Source organism: Sphingomonas sp. CV7422 (genome assembly GCF_027945725.1).
Classification (GTDB): domain Bacteria; phylum Pseudomonadota; class Alphaproteobacteria; order Sphingomonadales; family Sphingomonadaceae; genus Sphingomonas; species Sphingomonas kyungheensis.
The window spans coordinates 872,454-890,348 of sequence record NZ_CP115900.1; the positions used below are offsets into that span (position 1 = coordinate 872,454).

Genomic DNA, 17,895 nt, shown 5'->3' on the forward strand with positions numbered 1-17,895 from the left:
GCTATTCCTCGGTGCGGATCAGCACCGCTTCACCGATCAGCAGGAAGAGCAGGAACGGCGCCCAGGCGGCGAGGAACGGCGGATAGGCGCCGAGATTGCCCATCGCGATCGCGAAATTGTCGGCGACGAAATAGGCGAAGCCCAAGGCGACGCCGATCACCGCGCGCAGGAAGAGCTGTCCCGAACGCGCGATGCCGAACGCCGCGACCGCGCCGAGCAGCGGCATCAGCACCGCCGACAGCGGGCTGGAGAATTTGTGCCACCACGTCCCTTCGAGCGACTTGGTCGGCCGGCCGGCGTCGCGCAGGTCGCCGATCGCCGCGCGCAACGCGACGACGTCGAGCCCGTCCGGGTTGACCGCGCCGAGCGTGAACTGATCGGGCCGGACGCCCGGCGCGACCTTGACCGTGCCGAGGGTGGTGAGCTTGCCGGTGGCGACGTCGAACCGCGTCGTCGGCGCGATCGCCCAGCCGTCGCCGGCATGACGCCCCCGCGGCGCGCGGAAGATCGCGACCAGCTCGCCGCCGGTCCGGTCGTAGACGGTGATGTTGCCGAGCTGCGTCGTCTCGCCACGGCCGCGCACCTGCTGCACGGCGATCAGATCGTCGCCGTCGCGCACCCAGACGTTGCTGCGGTCGCCGCGATCGATCGGCAGCGCGCCGTAATTGGCGTCCTTCCACTGGTCGAGCGTCGCGGTGGCGCGGGTGACGATGCGTTCGTTGAACGTGAAGCTGATCGCCGCCACGCCGAGGCTGGCGACGAGCAGCGGCGCGATGATCTGATGCGCCGACAGGCCGCCCGCCTTGAGCGCGATCACCTCGCTGTTCTGGTTCATCGTGAAGAAGGTGGCGATCGTGCCGAGCAGCACCGAGAAGGGCAGCAGGAAGCTGATGATCTGCGGCGCGCGTAGCCCGACATATTGCCAGACCTGATCCTGCGTATTGCCCGGATGCGCGAGGATCGCGCCGGATTCGCCGAGCAGATCGAGCGTCTGCAGGATCAGCCACAAAGCGGCGAGCAGGCCGAAGGTCCGCACCAGGAACAATCGCGCCATGTAGAGCGAGATGGTGCGCGAGGGGAAGAAGCCGCTCATGCCGCCTGCTCCGCCTTGCGGCGACGCCCGGGCAGATAGCGCGTCACCAGCTTGAACGTCTTGGAGAAGGCGCGTTCGAGCGCGCCGATCGGCTGGCCGCCGGGGACATAGGCGATTTGATAGTACATCCAGATGATGATCGCCGCGAAGATACAGAAGGGCACCCAGAGCGCGATCAGCGGATCGATGCGGCCAAGCTCGCCGATCGACGCGGCATATTCGTTCACCTTGTGATAGGCGACGATCATCACGATCGCGAGGAACGCGCCGAACCCCGAGGTCGATCGCTTCGCCGGCACGCCGAGCGCCACCGCCAGCAGCGGTAGCAGGAACATCGTCGCCACCTCGACGAGGCGGAAGTGATATTCCGAACGGCTGCTGTCGCGCTGCTCCGCGCTCTGCGCGCCATGGCCGAGCTTGGCGAGCTCGGGCAATGTGAATTCGAGGTTGCGACCGCCGCGCTGGCGGAAATTCTCGTAGCGCGGCAGCGGGATCGGCAGATCGTGCGAGGTGAAGGTGAGGACGCGCGGTACGGTGAAATTGGGTGCCTTGTGGACGAGCGTGCCGTTGGTCAGGCGAAAGATGATCGTATTGGGATCGTCGGTGGCGAGGAACTGGCCGCTGCGCGCGGTGACCGAATAGCTCGTGCCCTTGTCGTTGTAATAGACGAAGATGCCGTCGAGCTTGCGGCCCTTGTCATGGCTCTGCTCGATGCGCAGCGTCATGCGGTCGCCAAAATGGGTGAACTCGCCGACCTTGATCGAGGCGCCGAGCGCACCGGTGCGCAGCTCGAAGCGCAGCTGTTCGTAATAATAGCGCGCCTTGGGCTGGACGAAGCCGACGATGGCGATGTTGAGTGCCGCCAGCACGATCGCATACATGAACGGCACGCGCAGCATCCGCGTATAGCTCACGCCCACCGCGCGCAGCACGTCGAGTTCCGAATTGCTCGCCAGCCGACGGAAGGCGAGCAGGATGCCGAGCAACAGGCCGATCGGGATGCCGAGCCCGAGATATTCGGGCAGCAGATTGGCGAGCATCCGCCAGACGACGCTGACCGGCCCGCCTTCGGTGGCGACGAAGACGAACAGGCGCTGGATACGGTCGAGCACCAGCAGCATGGCGGCGATGGTCAGCGTCGAGAACAACGGCAACGCGATCAGCCGGGCCATGTAGCGGTCGAGGGAGGTCATGCGGTGGAGGGCTCGCGCCGGGGCAGGGAAGCGCCGGTATAGGCGCGAGGGCGGGGCGCGTCAGCTAAAATTCCGGTGCGTCACTCGGCGGCTAGCGCCTGCGGCGGGGCAGGGCGATCGGCGGCGAGCGCGGTGGCGATCGCGCGTTCGAGGCCGCTCAGCGTGAAGGGTTTGCGCAGCACCGGATGACGGCCGAATTCGGCGGCATTGGCCTCGCCCGCGAAGCCCGTGACGAACAGCACCGCGACGTGCGGATAGCGCGGACCGAGCGCGGCGATCATCTCCGGTCCGGTCTGTCCTGGCATCAGCACGTCGGAGATGATGAGGTCGACGTCCGCCTCCGCGGCGAGCATCGCCGCCGCCTTGGCGGGCGCGTCGCAGGGGATCGGCGCATGGCCGAGTTCCTCCAGCGCCGCCATGGTCGCGGCGAGCACGCGCGGATCGTCCTCGACGACGAGGACGCGGCGCGCGCTGGTCGCCGCCACCGCCGCGGGCGCCGCATCGGGCTGCACCATCGCCGTGGCGGTGCCGGCGTCGCGCGGCAAGTAGAGGGTGACGGTGGTGCCGCGGCCGATCGCGGTATCGATGACGATGCCGCCGTGCAGCTGGCGGACGAGGCCGAAGATCTGGCTGAGGCCGAGGCCGGTGCCCTTGCCCGGTGCCTTGGTGGTGAAGAAGGGTTCGTAGACGTGTTCGAGCACCTCGGGCGTCATGCCGACGCCGGTGTCGGTCACCGCGATCGTCACATAGTCGCCCGCGCAGCAATCATCGACATGATCGTCGGCCAGTGTCGCCGCGCCGGTGGTGATGACCATCTCGCCGCGGCCGTTCATCGCATCGCGCGCATTGACCGCGAGGTTGAGCACCGCATTTTCCAACTGGACGCGATCGGCGAGGATGCGCCAGCCCTGCGCCTCGTCGCGCACCACCACGGTAATCGCGTCGCCGAGCGTCCGGTCGATCAGGTCCGACATGCCCGAGACCAGCGCCGCGGCGGCGATCGGTTCGGGCTTGAGCGATTCCTCGCGACTGAAGGCGAGCAACCGCCGGGTCAGCGCCGCGGCGCGATTGGCGCCGTCGGTCGCATTGTCGAGGTGCCGCATCACCGCGCCGGCATCCTGCCCGGCGGCGGCACGGCGGGCGAGTTCCAGCCCGCCGAGAACGACCGCGAGCATATTGTTGAAATCATGCGCGATACCGCCGGTGAGCTGGCCGACCGCATCCATCTTCTGAATCTGGCGGACCTTCGCCTCCTGGACGCGCAGGTCATCGGTCGCCTGCTGCACCGCCACCGCGAGCGTTTCGGCGCGCAGCCGCTCGGCATCGGCCTCGGCGCGGGCGAGCGCGCGCTCGCCGACCGCGTGCAGCGTGAACCAGCCGAGCACCAGCGCCCCGACGACGATCAGCACGCCGAAGATCGCCAGCACCCCGGCGATGCGGCTCGACCGGTCGACGGTGCGCATCGCATCGGCGGTGCGCTGGTCGAGCAAGGCGCGTTCGCGGGCGATGATCTGGTCGAGCGTCGCATCGATCGCGGCGAGCGTCGGCGACTGGCGCGCCTTGTAATAACGGGCGAGTGCCTGGCTGTTCTGGCCGTAGGTGGTGCTGAGCGCGGTCAGCGACAGTTCCTCGCCGCGCTGCTGGAAGGCGGTGCGCAGTTGCTGGACGCGCGCGCTCTGTTCGGGCGTGTCGCTGGTCAGCCGTTCGAGCCGGCCGAGCTGCGACCCGGCCAGCCGCCATTGGTCGAAATAGAGCTGGCCCAGCTCCTTTTCCGCCTTGCCGCTGATGACATAGCGGCCGAGCGACGCCTCCGACCGGGCGATCGTCCCCGACACGGTGCGCGCGAGGATCATCACGTCATAGCTGTGCGCCTGCGCCTGCAACGCATGGTCGCGCTGGCGATTGGCGAGGCCGAGCGTGACGATCAACGCGACGAGCACCGCCGCGCCGAGCAGACCCATCACGACGAGCGTGATCGTCCGCCACGTCGCGTCGCCCTCCAGGGTCCCGGTTGGGACCGTTTCGGCATCGTCACGAGTCACGCGGGCCACGCTAGTCGCTTTCGCCGCGGCGGAAAAGCCGCCGGGCGGACCTAAGCGTGCGTTTGGGGATGCGCCTGTGGCGCATCGGCCGGTGCCGGCCCGCTCCCCCACCCGGCCTCCCATCAAGGATACATTGTGGGAGGCCGGGCGGGAGAGCGGGCCGGCACCGCCTGAAATTGGCTCTTCCGCCAATTTCCAATGGACGTCCTAAGCGATCGGATCAGCCGATCGCGCCGACCGCCTCTCCCGCCGCGCGGAAGACGGCGAGCACGCGGTCGAGCTGCGCGGGCTGATGCTCGGCACAGAGCGAACAGCGCAGCAGGAAGGTGCCGGCAGGCGTTGCGGGCGGGCGCGCCATGTTGACGTAGACGCCGCCGTGGAGCAGCGCCTGCCACATCGTCACCGCCTGTTCCTGGTCGTCGAGGATCACCGCGACGATCGCGCTGTCGGGTGCCTCGGTACCGAGCCGGAACCCCATCGCCTTGAGCCCGCCGTGCAGCTGACGCGCATTCGCCCAGAGCTGGGCGCGCTTGTCGTGCGCGGTCATCAGCTTGCGGATCGACGCCGCGGCGGTGGCGACGACCGACGGCGGCAGCGAGGCGGTGAAGATATAGGGGCGGCAGGCGAGGCGGATCGCCTCGAACTTGGGGTGGTTCGACACGCAGAAGCCGCCGACGGTGCCGACCGACTTGGAGAAGGTGCCGACGACGAAATCGACGTCGCCCTCCAGCCCCTGCGCTTCGTAGACGCCGCGGCCGTTGGGGCCGTAGAAGCCCATCGAATGCGCCTCGTCGCTCAGCACCATCGCGCCGTGCTTCTTGGCGACCGCGACCATCTCCTTGAGCGGCGCGACGTCGCCGAGCATCGAATAGACGCCCTCGAGCACGACGAGCTTGCCCGCCTCCCTGGGCAGGCGGCCGAGCCGTTTGTCGAGATCCTCGACGCTATTGTGGCGGAAGCGGACGATCTCGGCATTGCCCTGCTTGCAGCCGTCGTAGATCGAGGCGTGGCTGTCGGCGTCGAGGATGACATATTCGCCCTTGCCGACCAGCGTCGATATCATGCCGAGATTGGCCATATAGCCGGTCGAGAAGACGATCGCGCCCGACACGCCGTAGAAGTCGCGCAGCGCCTGTTCGGCGTCCATATGGTCGCGGAAGGTGCCGTTGAGCATGCGGCTGCCGTTGGTGCCCGAGCCGAAGCGGCGCAGCGCGTCCTCCCCCGCGGCGAGCACGTCGGGGTCGAAGGTCATGCCCATGTAATTGTAGGTGCCGAGCAGGATCGTGTCGCGCCCGGCGATCACCGCCTCGGTCGGGCTCTTCACCTGCTCCATGACGATCGCGAACGGATCGGTGACGCCGGTGTCGATCAGCGCCTGCCGCTCGGCGATCAGCGCGTCGAACTTGCTCATCAGGTCGCGCTCGGGCGCGACCGGGGCGGGATCGAGGTCGAGCGATTCGGGCTGCAATCCGGTCTCGGTCATCGTCAGCCCCGCAGCTTGGCGACGGCGTCGGCGAGCTGGCCGACATTCTCGATCTCGGCCTGCATGTTCATTGTGATGATGATGTCGAACTCGTCCTCGATCGCCGCGACGAAGTCCATCACGGTGAGGCTGTCCCATTCGAGATCGCCCTGGAAGGTGGTCGCCTCGGTCAGCGCGACCTGCTTCTTGTTGAACGGTTCGATCTGAGCCTTGATCGTGTCGAGGATCTGGGTGCGGTCGGTCATCATGCTATCCTGGATGCCGCGCAAATGCGGCAGGGTTGCGGCGCTATAGCAATCCGTTGGCGCGATACCATCGTGCCGTTGCGGCGAGTCCGTCGTCGGTGGCGGTGGCCGGCGTCCACAGGTCGGCGGGCGGGCGCAGCGGCGCGCGTGCGGTCCAGTCGTCGTGGACGAGATAGCCGACGCGATCGGCGGTGAGCTTGGCGCCGTCGCCGCGCAGCGCCCGGTCGAGCCGCGCGCCGAGGCGCAGCACGGCGGCGGGCAGGTGCAGCGCGCGCACGCGGCGGCGGCCGACCGCGCGGCCGATCGCCTGCGCCAGCGCGGCGTGGGTCAGCGTCCGCCCGTCATCGACCTCGTAGATCGCCGGCGGGACGTCGCGCGTCGCCAGCGTCAGCAGCAGTTGCGCGAGGTCGGCGACCGCGACCAGCGCCACCTTGCCGGGCGGCGGCAGCAGCGCGATGCCGAGCCGCGCGGCGCGGAACAGGTCGCGCATCTCCATGTCGCCGGGTCCGTAGACGCCGCTCGGCCGGACGATGCTCCAGGCGAGCGGGCTGGCGGTGACGAGCGCCTCCGCCTCCGCCTTCGACCAGCCGTAGAGCGACAGGGCCGGCTCGCGGGCCGACAGCGACGAGACGTGGACGAAGCGACGGATGCCCGCCCGCTCGGTCGCGGCGAGCATCGCACGGGTGCCGTCGATATTGCCCGCGACGAAGCCGGCGCGGGTCGGCGCGCTCACCACCCCGGCGACATGGACGACCGCCCCGGCGCCGTCGACCAGCGCGGCGAGGCTGTCGGGCCGGTCGAGCGCGCCTTCGATCCAGGTGACGCCGTCGCGGTCGGGCTGCGGCCGCCGGGTGAGCGCGCGCACCTGATGACCGGCGGCGATCGCCTGATCGAGCAGCGCCCGGCCGACGAAGCCGGTCGCGCCGGTGAGGGCGAGCGTGGTCATCGCGTCGACACCGGCGGGTTTCCGCCTGGTGCGATGTGGGGAAAGATCAGAGTTGCGCGCGTGCCCTCGGGGCTCCGGCGCAGGCGGGAGGTTCGGGTTTGCAGGTACAGTGTGGGGTGTTTTGGTCGGGTCTGAGCGGTTCGCCCGCGTGCAATCTTGGCAGCGTTTGCAGCCTTTGACTTCCACCCACCACCCTGGCGCAGGCCGGGGTCCAGTTGGGCGAAGTGCCGCAAGACGTTCGGGCGATCTCCCACCTGGACCCCGGCCTGTAACGGGGTGGTGCAGGGAGGTTGAATGAGAAGTCGCTCGCGGCGGACCACCGTCTCGGCCCGAGCATCACGGTCGCGGCAATGCCCGCGCATCACCGCAGCGTGAATCGACCAAACGGCGATCTCCATCACAGCAGCGCCAGATGGTTGCGATGCACCAGCGCCGCGCGCGGGGCATAGCCGAGCAGCGCCGCCTGCTCGTCGGAGCGGGTGCCGAGCAGGCGCAGCGCCTCGTCGGCGGCATATTCGGACAGGCCGCGCGCGATCGTGCCGTCGGGTCCCTCGATCGTCACCAGGTCGCCACGCGCGAACTTGCCCTCGATCCGCGTCGCCCCTGCGGCGAGCAGGCTGCCCCCCGCGGCCAATGCCCGAGCCGCGCCGGCATCGACATGGATGCAGCCGCGCGAGGTCAGCCCGCCGGCGAGCCACGCCTTGCGCGCCGGTGCAATGCGGTCGGCGACGAACAGCGTATGCCGCGCCGCATCGCCGAGCGGATGATCGCGCCGCCCGCTGGCGATGGCGAGATGCGCGCCGGCGCCGGTGGCGATCCGCGCCGCGGCAATCTTCGACACCATGCCGCCCGATCCCATGCCGGACGCCGAGCCGCGATCGGCCATGCCGGCGACCGCGTCGATCTGCTCGACGCGCGCGATATGCCGCGCCTCGGGATGGGTGTGGGGATTGGCGTCGTACAGCCCGTCGACGTCGGAGAGCAGCACCACGCCCTGCGCACCCGCCGCCTGCGCGATCCGCGCCGCGAGCCGGTCGTTGTCACCGAAGCGGATTTCTTCAGTCGCGACGCTGTCATTCTCGTTGACCACCGGGATCACGCCGAGTCCGAGCAGGCGGCCGAGCGTCGCCGCGGCGTTGAGATAGCGGCGGCGGTCCTCGAGATCGTCGAGCGTCACCAGCATCTGCGCGGCGGTGAGGCCATGACCGGCGAGCAGCTCGGCCCAGGTCTGGCTCAGCGCGATCTGCCCGGTCGCCGCCGCCGCCTGTGCATCCTCCAGGCTGGCGCGTCCGCCCCTGGCGAGTCCCAGCCGCCGTGCACCGAGCGCGATCGCGCCCGACGAGACGATCACCAGCTGCTGCCCCGCCGCCGCCCGCGCGGCGAGATCGGCGACCAGCGTCGCCAGCCAGTCGCGCCGCACCGCGCCGTCGGGGGCGACGAGCAACGCCGATCCGACCTTGACGATCAGGCGCGGGCAGGTGGCGGGAGGAAAGAGGTCCATCGCGGGCGTCTAGCCGGGCAGGGTCACACCGGCGACCAGCTGATCTCGTCCTCGCCCTCGTCCTGATCGGACACGGCCTCGGCGCTGGGGCCGATCACTTCGAGCAGGCGGTCGAGCACCCAGTCAACGCCCGTCCCCGCCGCGCCCGACAGCGGAATGACGTCGGCACCGCTCTCCTCGGCGAGTTCGGCGGACAAGGCTGCGATCAGCTCGTCGTCGAGCATGTCGATCTTGTTGAGCGCGACGATATGCGGTTTGTCGACCAGCCCGCCGCCATAGGCCTCGAGCTCCTCGCGGACGATACGGTAGCTGTCGGCGACATCGGCATCATTGGCGTCGACCAGATGCAGCAGCACGCGGCAGCGTTCGATATGGCCGAGGAAGCGGTCGCCGATACCGGCGCCGTCCGCCGCGCCCTCGATCAGGCCGGGGATGTCGGCGATGACGAACTCGCGGCCGTGATGGCGCACGACGCCGAGCTGCGGGCGGGTGGTGGTGAAGGCATATTCGCCGACCTTCGCCTGCGCATTGGTCACCGCATTGATGAAGGTCGACTTGCCGGCATTGGGCAGGCCGACCAGCCCGGCGTCGGCGAGCAGCTTGAGCCGCAGCCACACCCACGCTTCCTCGCTCGGCCAGCCGGTGCCGTGCTGGCGCGGCGCGCGATTGGTCGAGGTCTTGTAGCTGGCATTGCCGCGACCGCCGTCGCCGCCGCGCAGGAACACCTCGCGCTGGCCGACGCGGGTGAAGTCGAGCAGCACCTCGTCCTTGTCTTCCGACAGGACCTGCGTGCCGACCGGCACCTTGATGACGAGATCGTCGCCGCCGCCGCCGGTGCGGTTGCTGCCCGATCCGCCGCTGCCGCGCGGTGCCCGGAAATGCTGCGTGTAGCGGAAGTCGATCAGCGTATTGAGGCCGGCCACCGCCTCGAAGATGATGTCGCCGCCCTTGCCGCCGTTGCCGCCGTCAGGACCGCCATATTCGATGAACTTTTCGCGCCGGAAGCTGACCGCACCGGGGCCGCCCGAGCCGGAGCGGACGAAGATCTTGGCCTGATCGAGAAAATGCATGACGCCTCTTTAGCGTCCCCGGCGCAGACGGCCAGCCCCGCGACCCGCGAGACGATGGAGATCAGTGGCATCGCGCCGCGCCGGGGAGTAGATTGGACGGGTGACGATGCCGACCGAGTCCCTGTCCGATACGATTTCCGACCGGCTCGGCTGGCAGCGTGTGTTCAGCGTCGTCGATGTCGCCGAGCATGAGCGCCACGCGTGCTGGTGCGATACCGCCGGCATCGCGTCCCGCTTCGAGACGATTCCGGAAGAGCCGTTCGCGGCGACGCTGGCGCGGCTCGATCTCGGCACGATCGGGATCAGCCAGGCGCGCTTCACCGCGCAGACCTGGACGCGATCCGGTCAGGGCATCGCCCGCGACGATTGCGACGACCTGGTCGTCAACGTCCGCCACCGCGGCGGCGCGGTCGGCGATATGGCGGGACGCAATGTCGTCGCACCGGCGGGATCGGTGGTGATGGTCGATCTCGCGCAGACGCAGCGGCATCGTTCGGATGCATCGGACACGAGCGGCTTCGTCCTGCCGCGCGCGGTCGCCGAGCAATTGCTGCCGACCAGCGTCAGGCGGCTGCACGGCCATGTCGTCGCGCCCGACCATGCCGCGCTGCTCGTCTCGCACCTCGCCGCGTTGCGCCAGAGCGCGCACCACCTGCCGGCGAGCAGCGGCCCGGCGCTGGCGCAGACGGTGCTCGACCTGTTCGCGATCGGCGTCGCCGCCAGCCTCGGCAGCGTGACGAGCGACGCGGCGCGGCGCGACCGTGGGCTGCGCGTCGCCCTGTGCGATGCGATCGACCGGCATCTCGGATCGCCCTCGCTCAACACCGCGCGGCTGAGCCGGATGCTCGGCGTGTCGCGCTCGACACTCTACCGGCTGTTGCAGGACGAAGGCGGCGTGCAGGCCTATATCCGCAACCGGCGGCTGGCGCGCGTCGCCGCGCAATTGCGCATCGAGGCGGAGCGGGCGACGATCGCGACGCTCGCCGAACGCTGGGGCTTTTGCGATGCCGCCTATCTCGGCCGGGCGTTCCGCGAGGTCTATGGCATGACTCCCGGCGACTATCGCGCGCTGCACGGCGGCTGAACGGCGGTGATCGCCGGTCGGCCGCGACCCCCATCGCGTGCCGGCCGGCGATCCCGCACGGGCGGAACCTGGAGTTTCCGTCCGCCGGTACATCCTCCCCGTGGCGATCCGCTCCGCGGCGGTCGCCTTCTCCGACCGGAATCGCGCTGCGGGGAAGGGGCCTCCGACCGGCTCCGTCCCGCACCGCGACCGGTCCGAGTCATTGCTCCTACCCCGCGCCGGCGCGCGACAGCAGGGGGCGGAGCATTGCCACCGTGCCAGCGACCATTGCGCCCGTTTCAGTCGGGTGTCGCCTGCGCGAGCAGGCTGGCGGCGCAGGCGCGCGCGGTGTCGCGCGGCAGGCCGAGCGCGCGCGCCATCGCCGCGCCGAGCAGGGCGTCGCCGAGCGCGAGCAGCACCAGTTGCAGCGTCTCGGCACCGATCGGCCGCCCGGCGGGCTCGACCCCCGCGGCGAGATCGTCGACCAGATCGTGGACCGCGGCGAGGATCGGATCGAGCGCGTCGCGATTGCCCGACAGGATCATCCAGCTCGCCAGCGCCCCCGCGCCGCCGCCGTCGAAGGCGTCGAACACCAGATCGACCAGTCGGCGCGAATCGGGCGGCGTGCTGCTGTCCCGCAGCACCGCGTCGCGGATCGTCGCGGTGATGTCGGTCGTCATCCGGCCGATCAGGGCAAGCTGCAATCCCTCCGCCGAGCCGAAATGGTGGAGCAGATTGGCATGGGTGCGACCGATCCGCGCCGCCACCGCCTTCAGCGTCACCGCCGGCGGCCCCGATTCGATCAGCAGCGCCTGCGCCGCGGCGAGCGCGGCATCGCGGCTGGCGGCGGGGGACAGGCGGCGGGGGGTTGCGCTGGGCAAGACGGGCACCTACTAACATTCGTGTAAATAACGGGCGTCTGCCCGGTTTGGAGGTTTGCATGGCAAAAGCAACCACGCCGGACGATCTGGTCATCACCCCGCGCGACCGCCGCTTCGGCCGCGGCACGCGGATGGCGCGCTGGTGGCTCAACGGCGATCCGATCGCCACCGCCTTCTACAATGCGCTGTCGGTGACCTTCCCCAAGGGCGAGGGCTATTTCGTCGACAGCGTGCGCCGCTTCCGCGACGGCACGCCGCCCAAGCTGACCGCCGAGATCAACGCCTTCATCAAGCAGGAGGTGCTGCACACGCGCGAGCATGTCGCCTTCAACCGCCATGTCACCGATCAGGGCTATGACGTCCGGCCGCTCGACCGCGACGTCGACGCCGCGCTGGCGCTGACCAGGGACCGGCCGGCGATCGCCAGCCTCGCCGCGACCACCGCGCTCGAACATTTCACCGCGATGCTCGCGCACGAACTGATTGCCGATCCGCGCCATCTCGCCGGCGGCGAGGCGCAGGCCAAGGCGCTGTGGCTGTGGCACGCCGCCGAGGAGATCGAGCATAAGGGCGTCGCCTACGACACCTGGCTGCACGCGACGCGCGACTGGCCGCGCTTCCGGCGCTGGCGGGTCAAGGCGCTGGTGATGCTCGTCACCACCTGGCGGTTCGTCACCGGGCGGACGCGCGGGATGCTCGAATTGCTGCGTCAGGACGGATTGCACGGCCCGCGCGTCTGGGCGCGGCTCGCCTGGTATGCGTTCGGCAATCCCGGCATGGCGCGCAAGGTGGCGGGTGTCTGGGCCGCCTATTTCCTCCCCGGCTTCCACCCGTGGCGGCATGACGATCGCGCGCTGATCGGGCTGGCGGAGAGCGATTACGAGGCGGCGGTGATGCCGCGCCCGGCGTAGCGGGTTCCGCTGTCGGGCAAGTCGCCGCTAGAACGAGGGGCATGACCCGTTACGCCAAACGCTATTGGATCCTCGCCGCCGCGCTCGCCGCGCTTGCCGGCTATGTCGATGCGATCGGGCTGCTCAAAATGGGTGGCCTGTTCGTCTCGTTCATGAGCGGCAATTCGACGCGCTTCGCGGTCGGACTCGCGGTGGATCATGCCGCGGCGGCGACCGCGGCGCCGCTGATCGCGGCCTTCGTCGGCGGCGTGATGGTGGGGACGATCCTGACCCGGATCGCCGGTGACCGCCGCAAGCCCGCCGCGCTGATCGGCGTGACGCTGCTGCTCGCCGCGGCGGCGGCGAGCGAGGGCCGGGCGTCGACCGCGCTCACCACCGCGCTGCTCGCCGCGGCGATGGGAATGGCCAATACGGCGTTTCAGCACGACGGCGAGGTGAGCATCGGCGTCACCTATATGACCGGCACGCTCGTCAAGTTCGGCCAGCGGCTCGCGGCGGCGCTGATCGGCGGCCCGCGCTGGGCGTGGCTGCCCTATCTGGTGCTGTGGAGCGGACTGGTCGGTGGGGCCTGGCTCGGCGCCACCGTCTATCCCGATTACGGGCGCGGCGCGATCGAGGCGGCGGCGGCCGTCGCGGCGCTGCTGGCCGGCTATGCCGCCTGGCTCGGCCCCGCCGGCCGTGATGCGGCGCGGCGGGGGCGGGGCTAGGCGGCGATCGGCATCGGCTCGCATCGCCCGCTGAGGTCGAGCTCATGCCCGACCGTCGCCGCAGGCTGGCTGCGCGCGGGCGATTCGCGCGGCGTCGTGCGGCCGGTCGGGCAGAAGCCGAGCTTGCGCAGCACCGCGCCCGACGCCGGATTGTCGGCGAAATGCCAGGCGGCGAGTCGCTCGATCGGCAGCGCATGCCGCGCCATTGCGACCACCGCGCGTCCCGCCTCGGTCGCATAGCCGCGCCCCCAGGCGGACGGCGTCAGCCAATAGCCGAGGTTGGGCGTGCCCTCCTGCTCCGATATGCCGATCCCGCCGATCAGCGCGGGCGCGCCGCCGCCGTCATGCGCGACGATGACGAAGCGCGGTTCGTCATGCGGCCGCGGCGCGGCGCAGAACGCCTGCGCGTCGGTGAGCGTATAGGGGCTGGGGACGCGCAGCAGCATGCGCAGCACCGCATCATGGCCGATCGCCTGCGCCAGCGCGCCGGCATCCTCGGGCCAGGGTGGCCGCAGCGTCAGTCTCTTCGTCCGGGCGAACATTCTCGCTCTCTCCTTGGCCGCGCCCGTGCCACGCATCTGTGACGCGGCAGGGACAAAAGGTTGGGGGAGCAAGAAAAAAGGGAGCCGGATGACCCGTCTCCCTTGATTGGTGGGCACTGACTGGCAGTGCGACCGGGTCACCCTGGTGGGTAACCCGGCTGGTTACCCGATGTTATTCGGCGGCTTCCGCCATAATCTGCACCGAGCAGAATTTACGGCCGAGCTTGCCCTCGTGGAACGCCACGCGGCCGTCGACGAGCGCAAACAGGGTGTGATCCTTGCCGATGCCGACATTGGCGCCCGGATAGAATTTGGTGCCGCGCTGACGCACGAGGATGTTGCCGGCGATCGCTTCCTGACCACCGAACTTCTTCACGCCGAGACGACGACCGGCCGAATCGCGACCGTTGCGCGACGAACCGCCTGCTTTCTTATGTGCCATGCTGCTCTACTCCTGTGCGCGCTGGGCTCAGCCGACCGAAACGATCTTGAGGATCGTGTGGTTCTGGCGATGGCCGTTCTTGCGGCGATAATTGTGACGGCGGCGCTTCTTGAAGACGATGACCTTCTCGCCCTTCGCCTGCGCGACGATCTCGGCGGCGACGGTGAGGCCCTCGACGCTCTTCAGCTCCGAGCCTTCGCCCGCGAGCAGGACGTCACCCAGCGTGATCGATGCACCGGCCTCGCCGTCCAGCTTCTCGACGACGATCTTGTCTCCGGCGGCGACGCGATACTGCTTGCCGCCCGTGCGCACGACTGCGAACATGGCTTTAGTCACTTCCCAAAAAACATATGCCCGCGCGGGAAGGCCCGGCGGGATGAGCGGTGGCAGCTAAGGAAAAGGCGCGCCGCTGTCAACCACCCGCCGCCCGATTCTGCTGGCGGGCCGGCGCCTAGTGGCGATGTTCGCGGCGCAGCGCGTAGCGGCCGTCGGCATAACCGGTGAACAGCCCGCTGATCGCCGGGTGATCGATCGGCTCGTCACTGTCGTCGGCGACTAGATTCTGCTGGCTGACGTAGGCGATGTAGCTCGATTCCATATTCTCGGCGAGCAGATGGTAGAAGGGCTGGTCCTTGGTCGGCCGGGCGCTTTCGGGAATCGCCTCATACCATTCGTCGGTGTTCGAGAAGACCGGATCGACATCGAAGATCACGCCGCGGAAGTCGAACAGGCGATGCCGCACGACGTCGCCGATCGAGAAGCGCGCATGCGCCACCGCCGGCGCCTCGATCTCGGCGGCGGCAGTGGTACCAATGGGATCGTGACGAGGCATAGCCGTAATCTAGGGCGGTTTCTGCGCTGCACAAGCGGAAGGGTGTTGCCACCGCAAAACGAACCCGTTAGAGGCGCGCCCTCGACCGACCGATCGCGGGCCGCAGGGCCTTGCCGAAACGTCTTCTGCGGAGAGGTGGCAGAGTGGTCGATTGTACCGCACTCGAAATGCGGCGTGCCTTTACGGGCACCGAGGGTTCGAATCCCTCCCTCTCCGCCACTTCCACCGCCAGAATTATGCTGTCATCGCAGGTGCTCGCTGGGTGGCTCCGTCAAGCCAAGTGCACAGGCAGGTAATCGAACGCGGGTCCGGCTGGCATATGTTCCGCCCGCGCAAGCCCGCCAGTCCGTTCCGCTACTGCAACGCGTCTGCTGAGGTGATCCGCTCGGTGGTGCTGATGTACGTACGCTTCCCGTTGTCGCTATCGACCGTCAAGGAGCTGCTGTCCGGGCGGGGGATCGACATCTGACACGAGACGGTGTGCCGTTGCTGAAAGAGATTCGGCCCATTCTTTGCCGGCGATATCCGCCATCAGCGGGTGAGCCGGATGCGTGGCTTTCGCCATCGGCGGCGGCATCGGGACGAGATGTAGGTGAAGCTGAATGGCGAAAAGCTCCACCTGTGGCGGGCGTTCGGTCAGGAAGGCGAGGTGCTGGAAAGCTACGTCACCAAGGCCCGTGACGAGGCGGCAGCGCTGACTTTCCTGGGGAAGGCACTGAAGGCCAGATGAGGTCCCCGACGACGCGGTTCGGCGTGAATGCGAGGCCGCACCTGCGCGGTCTTGACGATCCCGACTACAAGCCGCTGATCGAGGGCATGATGAAGCGATTCCCAGAGGACACAGGGCGGGTCACCCATGCCCGGGACGTCGCGGCTGCCGTGTTCGAGGCCGCGACCAACCCGTCTGCTCCGTTCAAGATACCCGCCGGTGCAGATGCGATCGCCTGGATGGCGGACGCGGCCTGACGCGCGGAACCCGGCGGCCGGCGGGTAGCCACCCGCCGCTCGCCGGGACCCGCCCGAAGATCAGGCGGACGCGAGCCGCACGGCCGTCTCGCGATAGGCGTGCAGGGGCCGGCCGAGCAGGCTGGCCAAGCGCTCGCGGTCGCCGGCCGCGGGGATCATCCCGTCGCTGACGTAGCGCTCGGCCATCAGCCGCATCTCATAGGCCATCCAGCGCGGCATGACCGTCGCCATATTCTGTTCGAAGCCGCTGGGATCGTCGCCGCCATAGACGACGGGGCGGCCGAGGACGTCGGACCATATCGCTGCCACGTCGTCGCCGGTCAGCGTCTCGGGACCGACCACGTTGATCGTCTCGATCGATAGCTTGTCGGGTGCGCGGTCACGCCGGATCAGCTCGATCGCGGCGACCTCGGCGATGTCGCGCGCATCGACCATGGCCACGCCCCTGCCGCCGATCGGCATCGGATAGACATTGTGCTGAAGGATCACGTCCTTCACCATCGCCTCATTGTCGATGAAATAGGTCGGGCGCAGAATGGTGGCGCCGAAGTTCATCGCCTCGAGCATCCGCTCGGCTCCCGATTTGACCGCGAAATGGGGTACGTTGACGGCGCGGTCGGCGTCGAACACCGACAGATAGACGACGCGGTCGACGCCGGCCTCGCGCGCGATGTTGAGCGTGACGATCGCCTGGGTGAATTCGTCACCGGTCACCGCATTGAGCAGGAACAGCGTCCTGACGCCGACGAAGGCCGCGCGCAGGGAGTCGATATCGAGAAGATTGCCCTTGGCGATATCGACGCCGGTCGGAAACGCCGCCTTGGCAGGGTCGCGGGTGAGGACGCGGACAGAGGCGTCGCGAGCGACGAGCTGTTCGACGACGTGGCGGCCGACGCGTCCGGTGGCACCGATTACGAGGATGGTCATGAGGCTTCTCCTTGGGTCTTGCTGACCCGGGCAAGATGCGTGATCCATCGTACGGCAAATAGACGCGCAATCTGGACGCGCCGTCTCATGGCTGGAACGATATGGACCTGCTCGCGCTCGCCGATTTCACGCTCGTCGCCCGCCATGGTGGCTTCGGCAAAGCCGCGCGCGCCGCGCGCAGGCCCAAGGCGACGCTGTCGCGCCGCGTGGCGGAGCTGGAGGCCGCGCTCGACCTGCGTCTGTTCGAGCGCGGCCAGCGCGACCTCAAGCTGACCGAGGAGGGGCGGGCGCTGGCCGAAAGGGCAGGCGCTCTGCTCGCTGAGCTTGAGGAGACGACGATCGAGATCGCATCGGGCAGCGCAGCGGTCCGTGGGCGCCTCAGGATCAGCGCGCCCCTGCTCTTCTCCCAGACCGCGATGGGGCGGCTGGCGGCCGGATTCGCGCAGCGCCATCCCGATGTCCGACTGGAGGTCACGACCGACGACCGCGCGGTCGATATGGTCGAGGAGCGCTATGATCTGGTCATCCGGGTAAACCCGGCAGCGGACGATGCGCTGGTGGGCCGACCCTTCCTCCACGACCGGTTGGTCGTCGTTGCTGCACCTGAGCTATTGCCGCGGGCGGGCGGCATCTTTCCTGCCGTCGTGCGCGACCGCGACGTCGAGAGGAGCTGGACGATCGACACCGCCGATGGACAACGCGCAATCGCGATCGATCCGGTGCTCCGAATGTCCTCGCTGGTCATGATCCGGGATGCGGCGCGTCTTGGTGCCGGCGTAGCGCGTTTGCCCCTGTCGCTGGTCAGCCGGGACATCGCAAGAGGGCGGCTGATGGCGTGGGGTGATGTCCCGACCTCACGCGTCGCGCTATGGGCGCTCTACCCCTCGCGACGCCTGCTGAACGCCAGAGTGTCGGCGTTTTTGGCGTTCCTGCGGCAATCCTTTCCGAACGGGACGGCCGAGGAACTCGCCGCCTATCTGGATGATCGCTGCTGACCCTCAGCGGCAATGCCGTGTGTGGGTCGATGCTGCCATCTTCGTGCAATCGCGCC

The 17,895-nt window shown here is 69.0% G+C and carries 21 protein-coding genes and 1 tRNA gene; 8 read left to right on the top strand and 14 right to left on the bottom strand.

Annotation, left to right across the window (positions count from 1 at the left end; all coding sequences use genetic code 11):
* Position 1 precedes the first annotated feature (1 nt).
* From lptG to obgE, 8 genes are all read right to left on the bottom strand, one after another.
* Complete coding sequence (lptG, locus tag PBN85_RS04245; RefSeq protein ID WP_037534566.1) at positions 2-1,093, bottom strand: LPS export ABC transporter permease LptG; 1,092 nt, start codon at positions 1,091-1,093, stop codon at positions 2-4.
* On the bottom strand, positions 1,090-2,286 hold the full coding sequence (gene lptF, locus PBN85_RS04250) for an LPS export ABC transporter permease LptF (RefSeq protein ID WP_271300242.1): 1,197 nt from the start codon (positions 2,284-2,286) through the stop codon (positions 1,090-1,092). The genes lptG and lptF overlap by 4 nt, the downstream gene beginning before the upstream one ends.
* 80 nt (positions 2,287-2,366) lie before the next feature.
* Complete coding sequence (locus PBN85_RS04255) at positions 2,367-4,328, bottom strand: ATP-binding protein (RefSeq protein ID WP_443026780.1); 1,962 nt, start codon at positions 4,326-4,328, stop codon at positions 2,367-2,369.
* Between the two features lie 220 nt (positions 4,329-4,548).
* Entirely contained in the window at positions 4,549-5,811 is a 1,263-nt protein-coding gene (spt, locus tag PBN85_RS04260) for a serine palmitoyltransferase (protein WP_271300243.1), read from the bottom strand.
* A 2-nt stretch (positions 5,812-5,813) separates the two neighbouring features.
* The gene (locus PBN85_RS04265; RefSeq protein WP_037534764.1) at positions 5,814-6,056 is read right to left on the bottom strand and encodes an acyl carrier protein; all 243 of its coding nucleotides are present in this window, start codon (positions 6,054-6,056) and stop codon (positions 5,814-5,816) included.
* Between the two features lie 43 nt (positions 6,057-6,099).
* On the bottom strand, positions 6,100-7,002 hold the full coding sequence (locus tag PBN85_RS04270; RefSeq protein WP_271300244.1) for an SDR family oxidoreductase: 903 nt from the start codon (positions 7,000-7,002) through the stop codon (positions 6,100-6,102).
* 397 nt (positions 7,003-7,399) lie between these two features.
* Positions 7,400-8,503: a glutamate 5-kinase gene (proB, locus tag PBN85_RS04275; RefSeq protein WP_037534559.1), complete on the bottom strand. Its 1,104-nt coding sequence runs from the start codon at positions 8,501-8,503 to the stop codon at positions 7,400-7,402.
* Between the two features lie 23 nt (positions 8,504-8,526).
* A complete protein-coding gene (obgE, locus tag PBN85_RS04280) occupies positions 8,527-9,573 on the bottom strand; it encodes a GTPase ObgE (RefSeq protein WP_037534557.1) in 1,047 nt (348 codons plus the stop codon).
* A gap of 106 nt (positions 9,574-9,679) precedes the next feature.
* Here obgE and PBN85_RS04285 point away from each other — a divergent pair, with 106 nt between their 5' ends.
* Positions 9,680-10,657: a helix-turn-helix domain-containing protein gene (locus PBN85_RS04285; protein ID WP_081793055.1), complete on the top strand. Its 978-nt coding sequence runs from the start codon at positions 9,680-9,682 to the stop codon at positions 10,655-10,657.
* Between the two features lie 278 nt (positions 10,658-10,935).
* On the opposite strand, the gene PBN85_RS04290 is transcribed toward PBN85_RS04285, so the two are convergent.
* Positions 10,936-11,517, bottom strand: a complete 582-nt coding sequence (locus tag PBN85_RS04290) for a TetR/AcrR family transcriptional regulator (protein ID WP_271300245.1) — start codon at positions 11,515-11,517, stop codon at positions 10,936-10,938.
* A gap of 59 nt (positions 11,518-11,576) precedes the next feature.
* Between PBN85_RS04290 and PBN85_RS04295 the strand changes: the two genes are divergently transcribed.
* Entirely contained in the window at positions 11,577-12,428 is an 852-nt protein-coding gene (locus PBN85_RS04295) for a metal-dependent hydrolase (RefSeq protein ID WP_037534554.1), read from the top strand.
* 41 nt (positions 12,429-12,469) lie between these two features.
* Positions 12,470-13,135 (top strand): YoaK family protein, encoded by a 666-nt coding sequence (locus PBN85_RS04300; protein WP_037534552.1) that lies wholly within the window; start codon positions 12,470-12,472, stop codon positions 13,133-13,135.
* Here PBN85_RS04300 and PBN85_RS04305 read toward each other — a convergent pair.
* The 4 genes from PBN85_RS04305 to hspQ all read right to left on the bottom strand — a co-directional run bounded on the left by PBN85_RS04305 (position 13,132) and on the right by hspQ (position 14,951).
* A complete protein-coding gene (locus tag PBN85_RS04305; protein WP_271300246.1) occupies positions 13,132-13,677 on the bottom strand; it encodes a GNAT family N-acetyltransferase in 546 nt (181 codons plus the stop codon). The two genes, PBN85_RS04300 and PBN85_RS04305, sit on opposite strands and share 4 nt — an antisense overlap.
* Positions 13,678-13,849: 172 nt before the next feature.
* Positions 13,850-14,119 (bottom strand): 50S ribosomal protein L27, encoded by a 270-nt coding sequence (rpmA, locus tag PBN85_RS04310; RefSeq protein WP_037534549.1) that lies wholly within the window; start codon positions 14,117-14,119, stop codon positions 13,850-13,852.
* A 27-nt stretch (positions 14,120-14,146) separates the two neighbouring features.
* Positions 14,147-14,443 (bottom strand): 50S ribosomal protein L21, encoded by a 297-nt coding sequence (rplU, locus tag PBN85_RS04315; RefSeq protein ID WP_017979337.1) that lies wholly within the window; start codon positions 14,441-14,443, stop codon positions 14,147-14,149.
* Between the two features lie 127 nt (positions 14,444-14,570).
* Positions 14,571-14,951 (bottom strand): heat shock protein HspQ, encoded by a 381-nt coding sequence (hspQ, locus tag PBN85_RS04320; RefSeq protein WP_271300247.1) that lies wholly within the window; start codon positions 14,949-14,951, stop codon positions 14,571-14,573.
* A gap of 129 nt (positions 14,952-15,080) precedes the next feature.
* On the opposite strand from hspQ, the gene PBN85_RS04325 reads away from it, so the two are divergent.
* The 4 genes from PBN85_RS04325 (at position 15,081) to PBN85_RS04340 (ending at position 15,917) form a co-directional block, all read left to right on the top strand.
* Positions 15,081-15,170: transfer RNA gene (locus tag PBN85_RS04325), tRNA-Ser, on the top strand.
* Between the two features lie 61 nt (positions 15,171-15,231).
* On the top strand, positions 15,232-15,420 hold the full coding sequence (locus PBN85_RS04330; protein WP_271300248.1) for a hypothetical protein: 189 nt from the start codon (positions 15,232-15,234) through the stop codon (positions 15,418-15,420).
* Between the two features lie 123 nt (positions 15,421-15,543).
* The gene (locus PBN85_RS04335; RefSeq protein WP_081793054.1) at positions 15,544-15,681 is read left to right on the top strand and encodes a DDE-type integrase/transposase/recombinase; all 138 of its coding nucleotides are present in this window, start codon (positions 15,544-15,546) and stop codon (positions 15,679-15,681) included.
* Positions 15,678-15,917 (top strand): hypothetical protein, encoded by a 240-nt coding sequence (locus tag PBN85_RS04340; protein WP_271300249.1) that lies wholly within the window; start codon positions 15,678-15,680, stop codon positions 15,915-15,917. Before PBN85_RS04335 ends, PBN85_RS04340 begins: the two co-directional genes overlap by 4 nt.
* 60 nt (positions 15,918-15,977) lie before the next feature.
* Here PBN85_RS04340 and PBN85_RS04345 read toward each other — a convergent pair whose 3' ends face one another.
* Positions 15,978-16,844, bottom strand: a complete 867-nt coding sequence (locus PBN85_RS04345; protein WP_271300250.1) for an SDR family oxidoreductase — start codon at positions 16,842-16,844, stop codon at positions 15,978-15,980.
* Positions 16,845-16,945: 101 nt separating this feature from the next.
* Here PBN85_RS04345 and PBN85_RS04350 point away from each other — a divergent pair, with 101 nt between their 5' ends.
* Positions 16,946-17,839 carry a LysR family transcriptional regulator gene (locus PBN85_RS04350; protein ID WP_271300251.1) on the top strand — a complete coding sequence of 298 codons (894 nt, stop codon included), beginning with the start codon at positions 16,946-16,948 and terminating at the stop codon, positions 17,837-17,839.
* Positions 17,840-17,895: the final 56 nt, after the last annotated feature.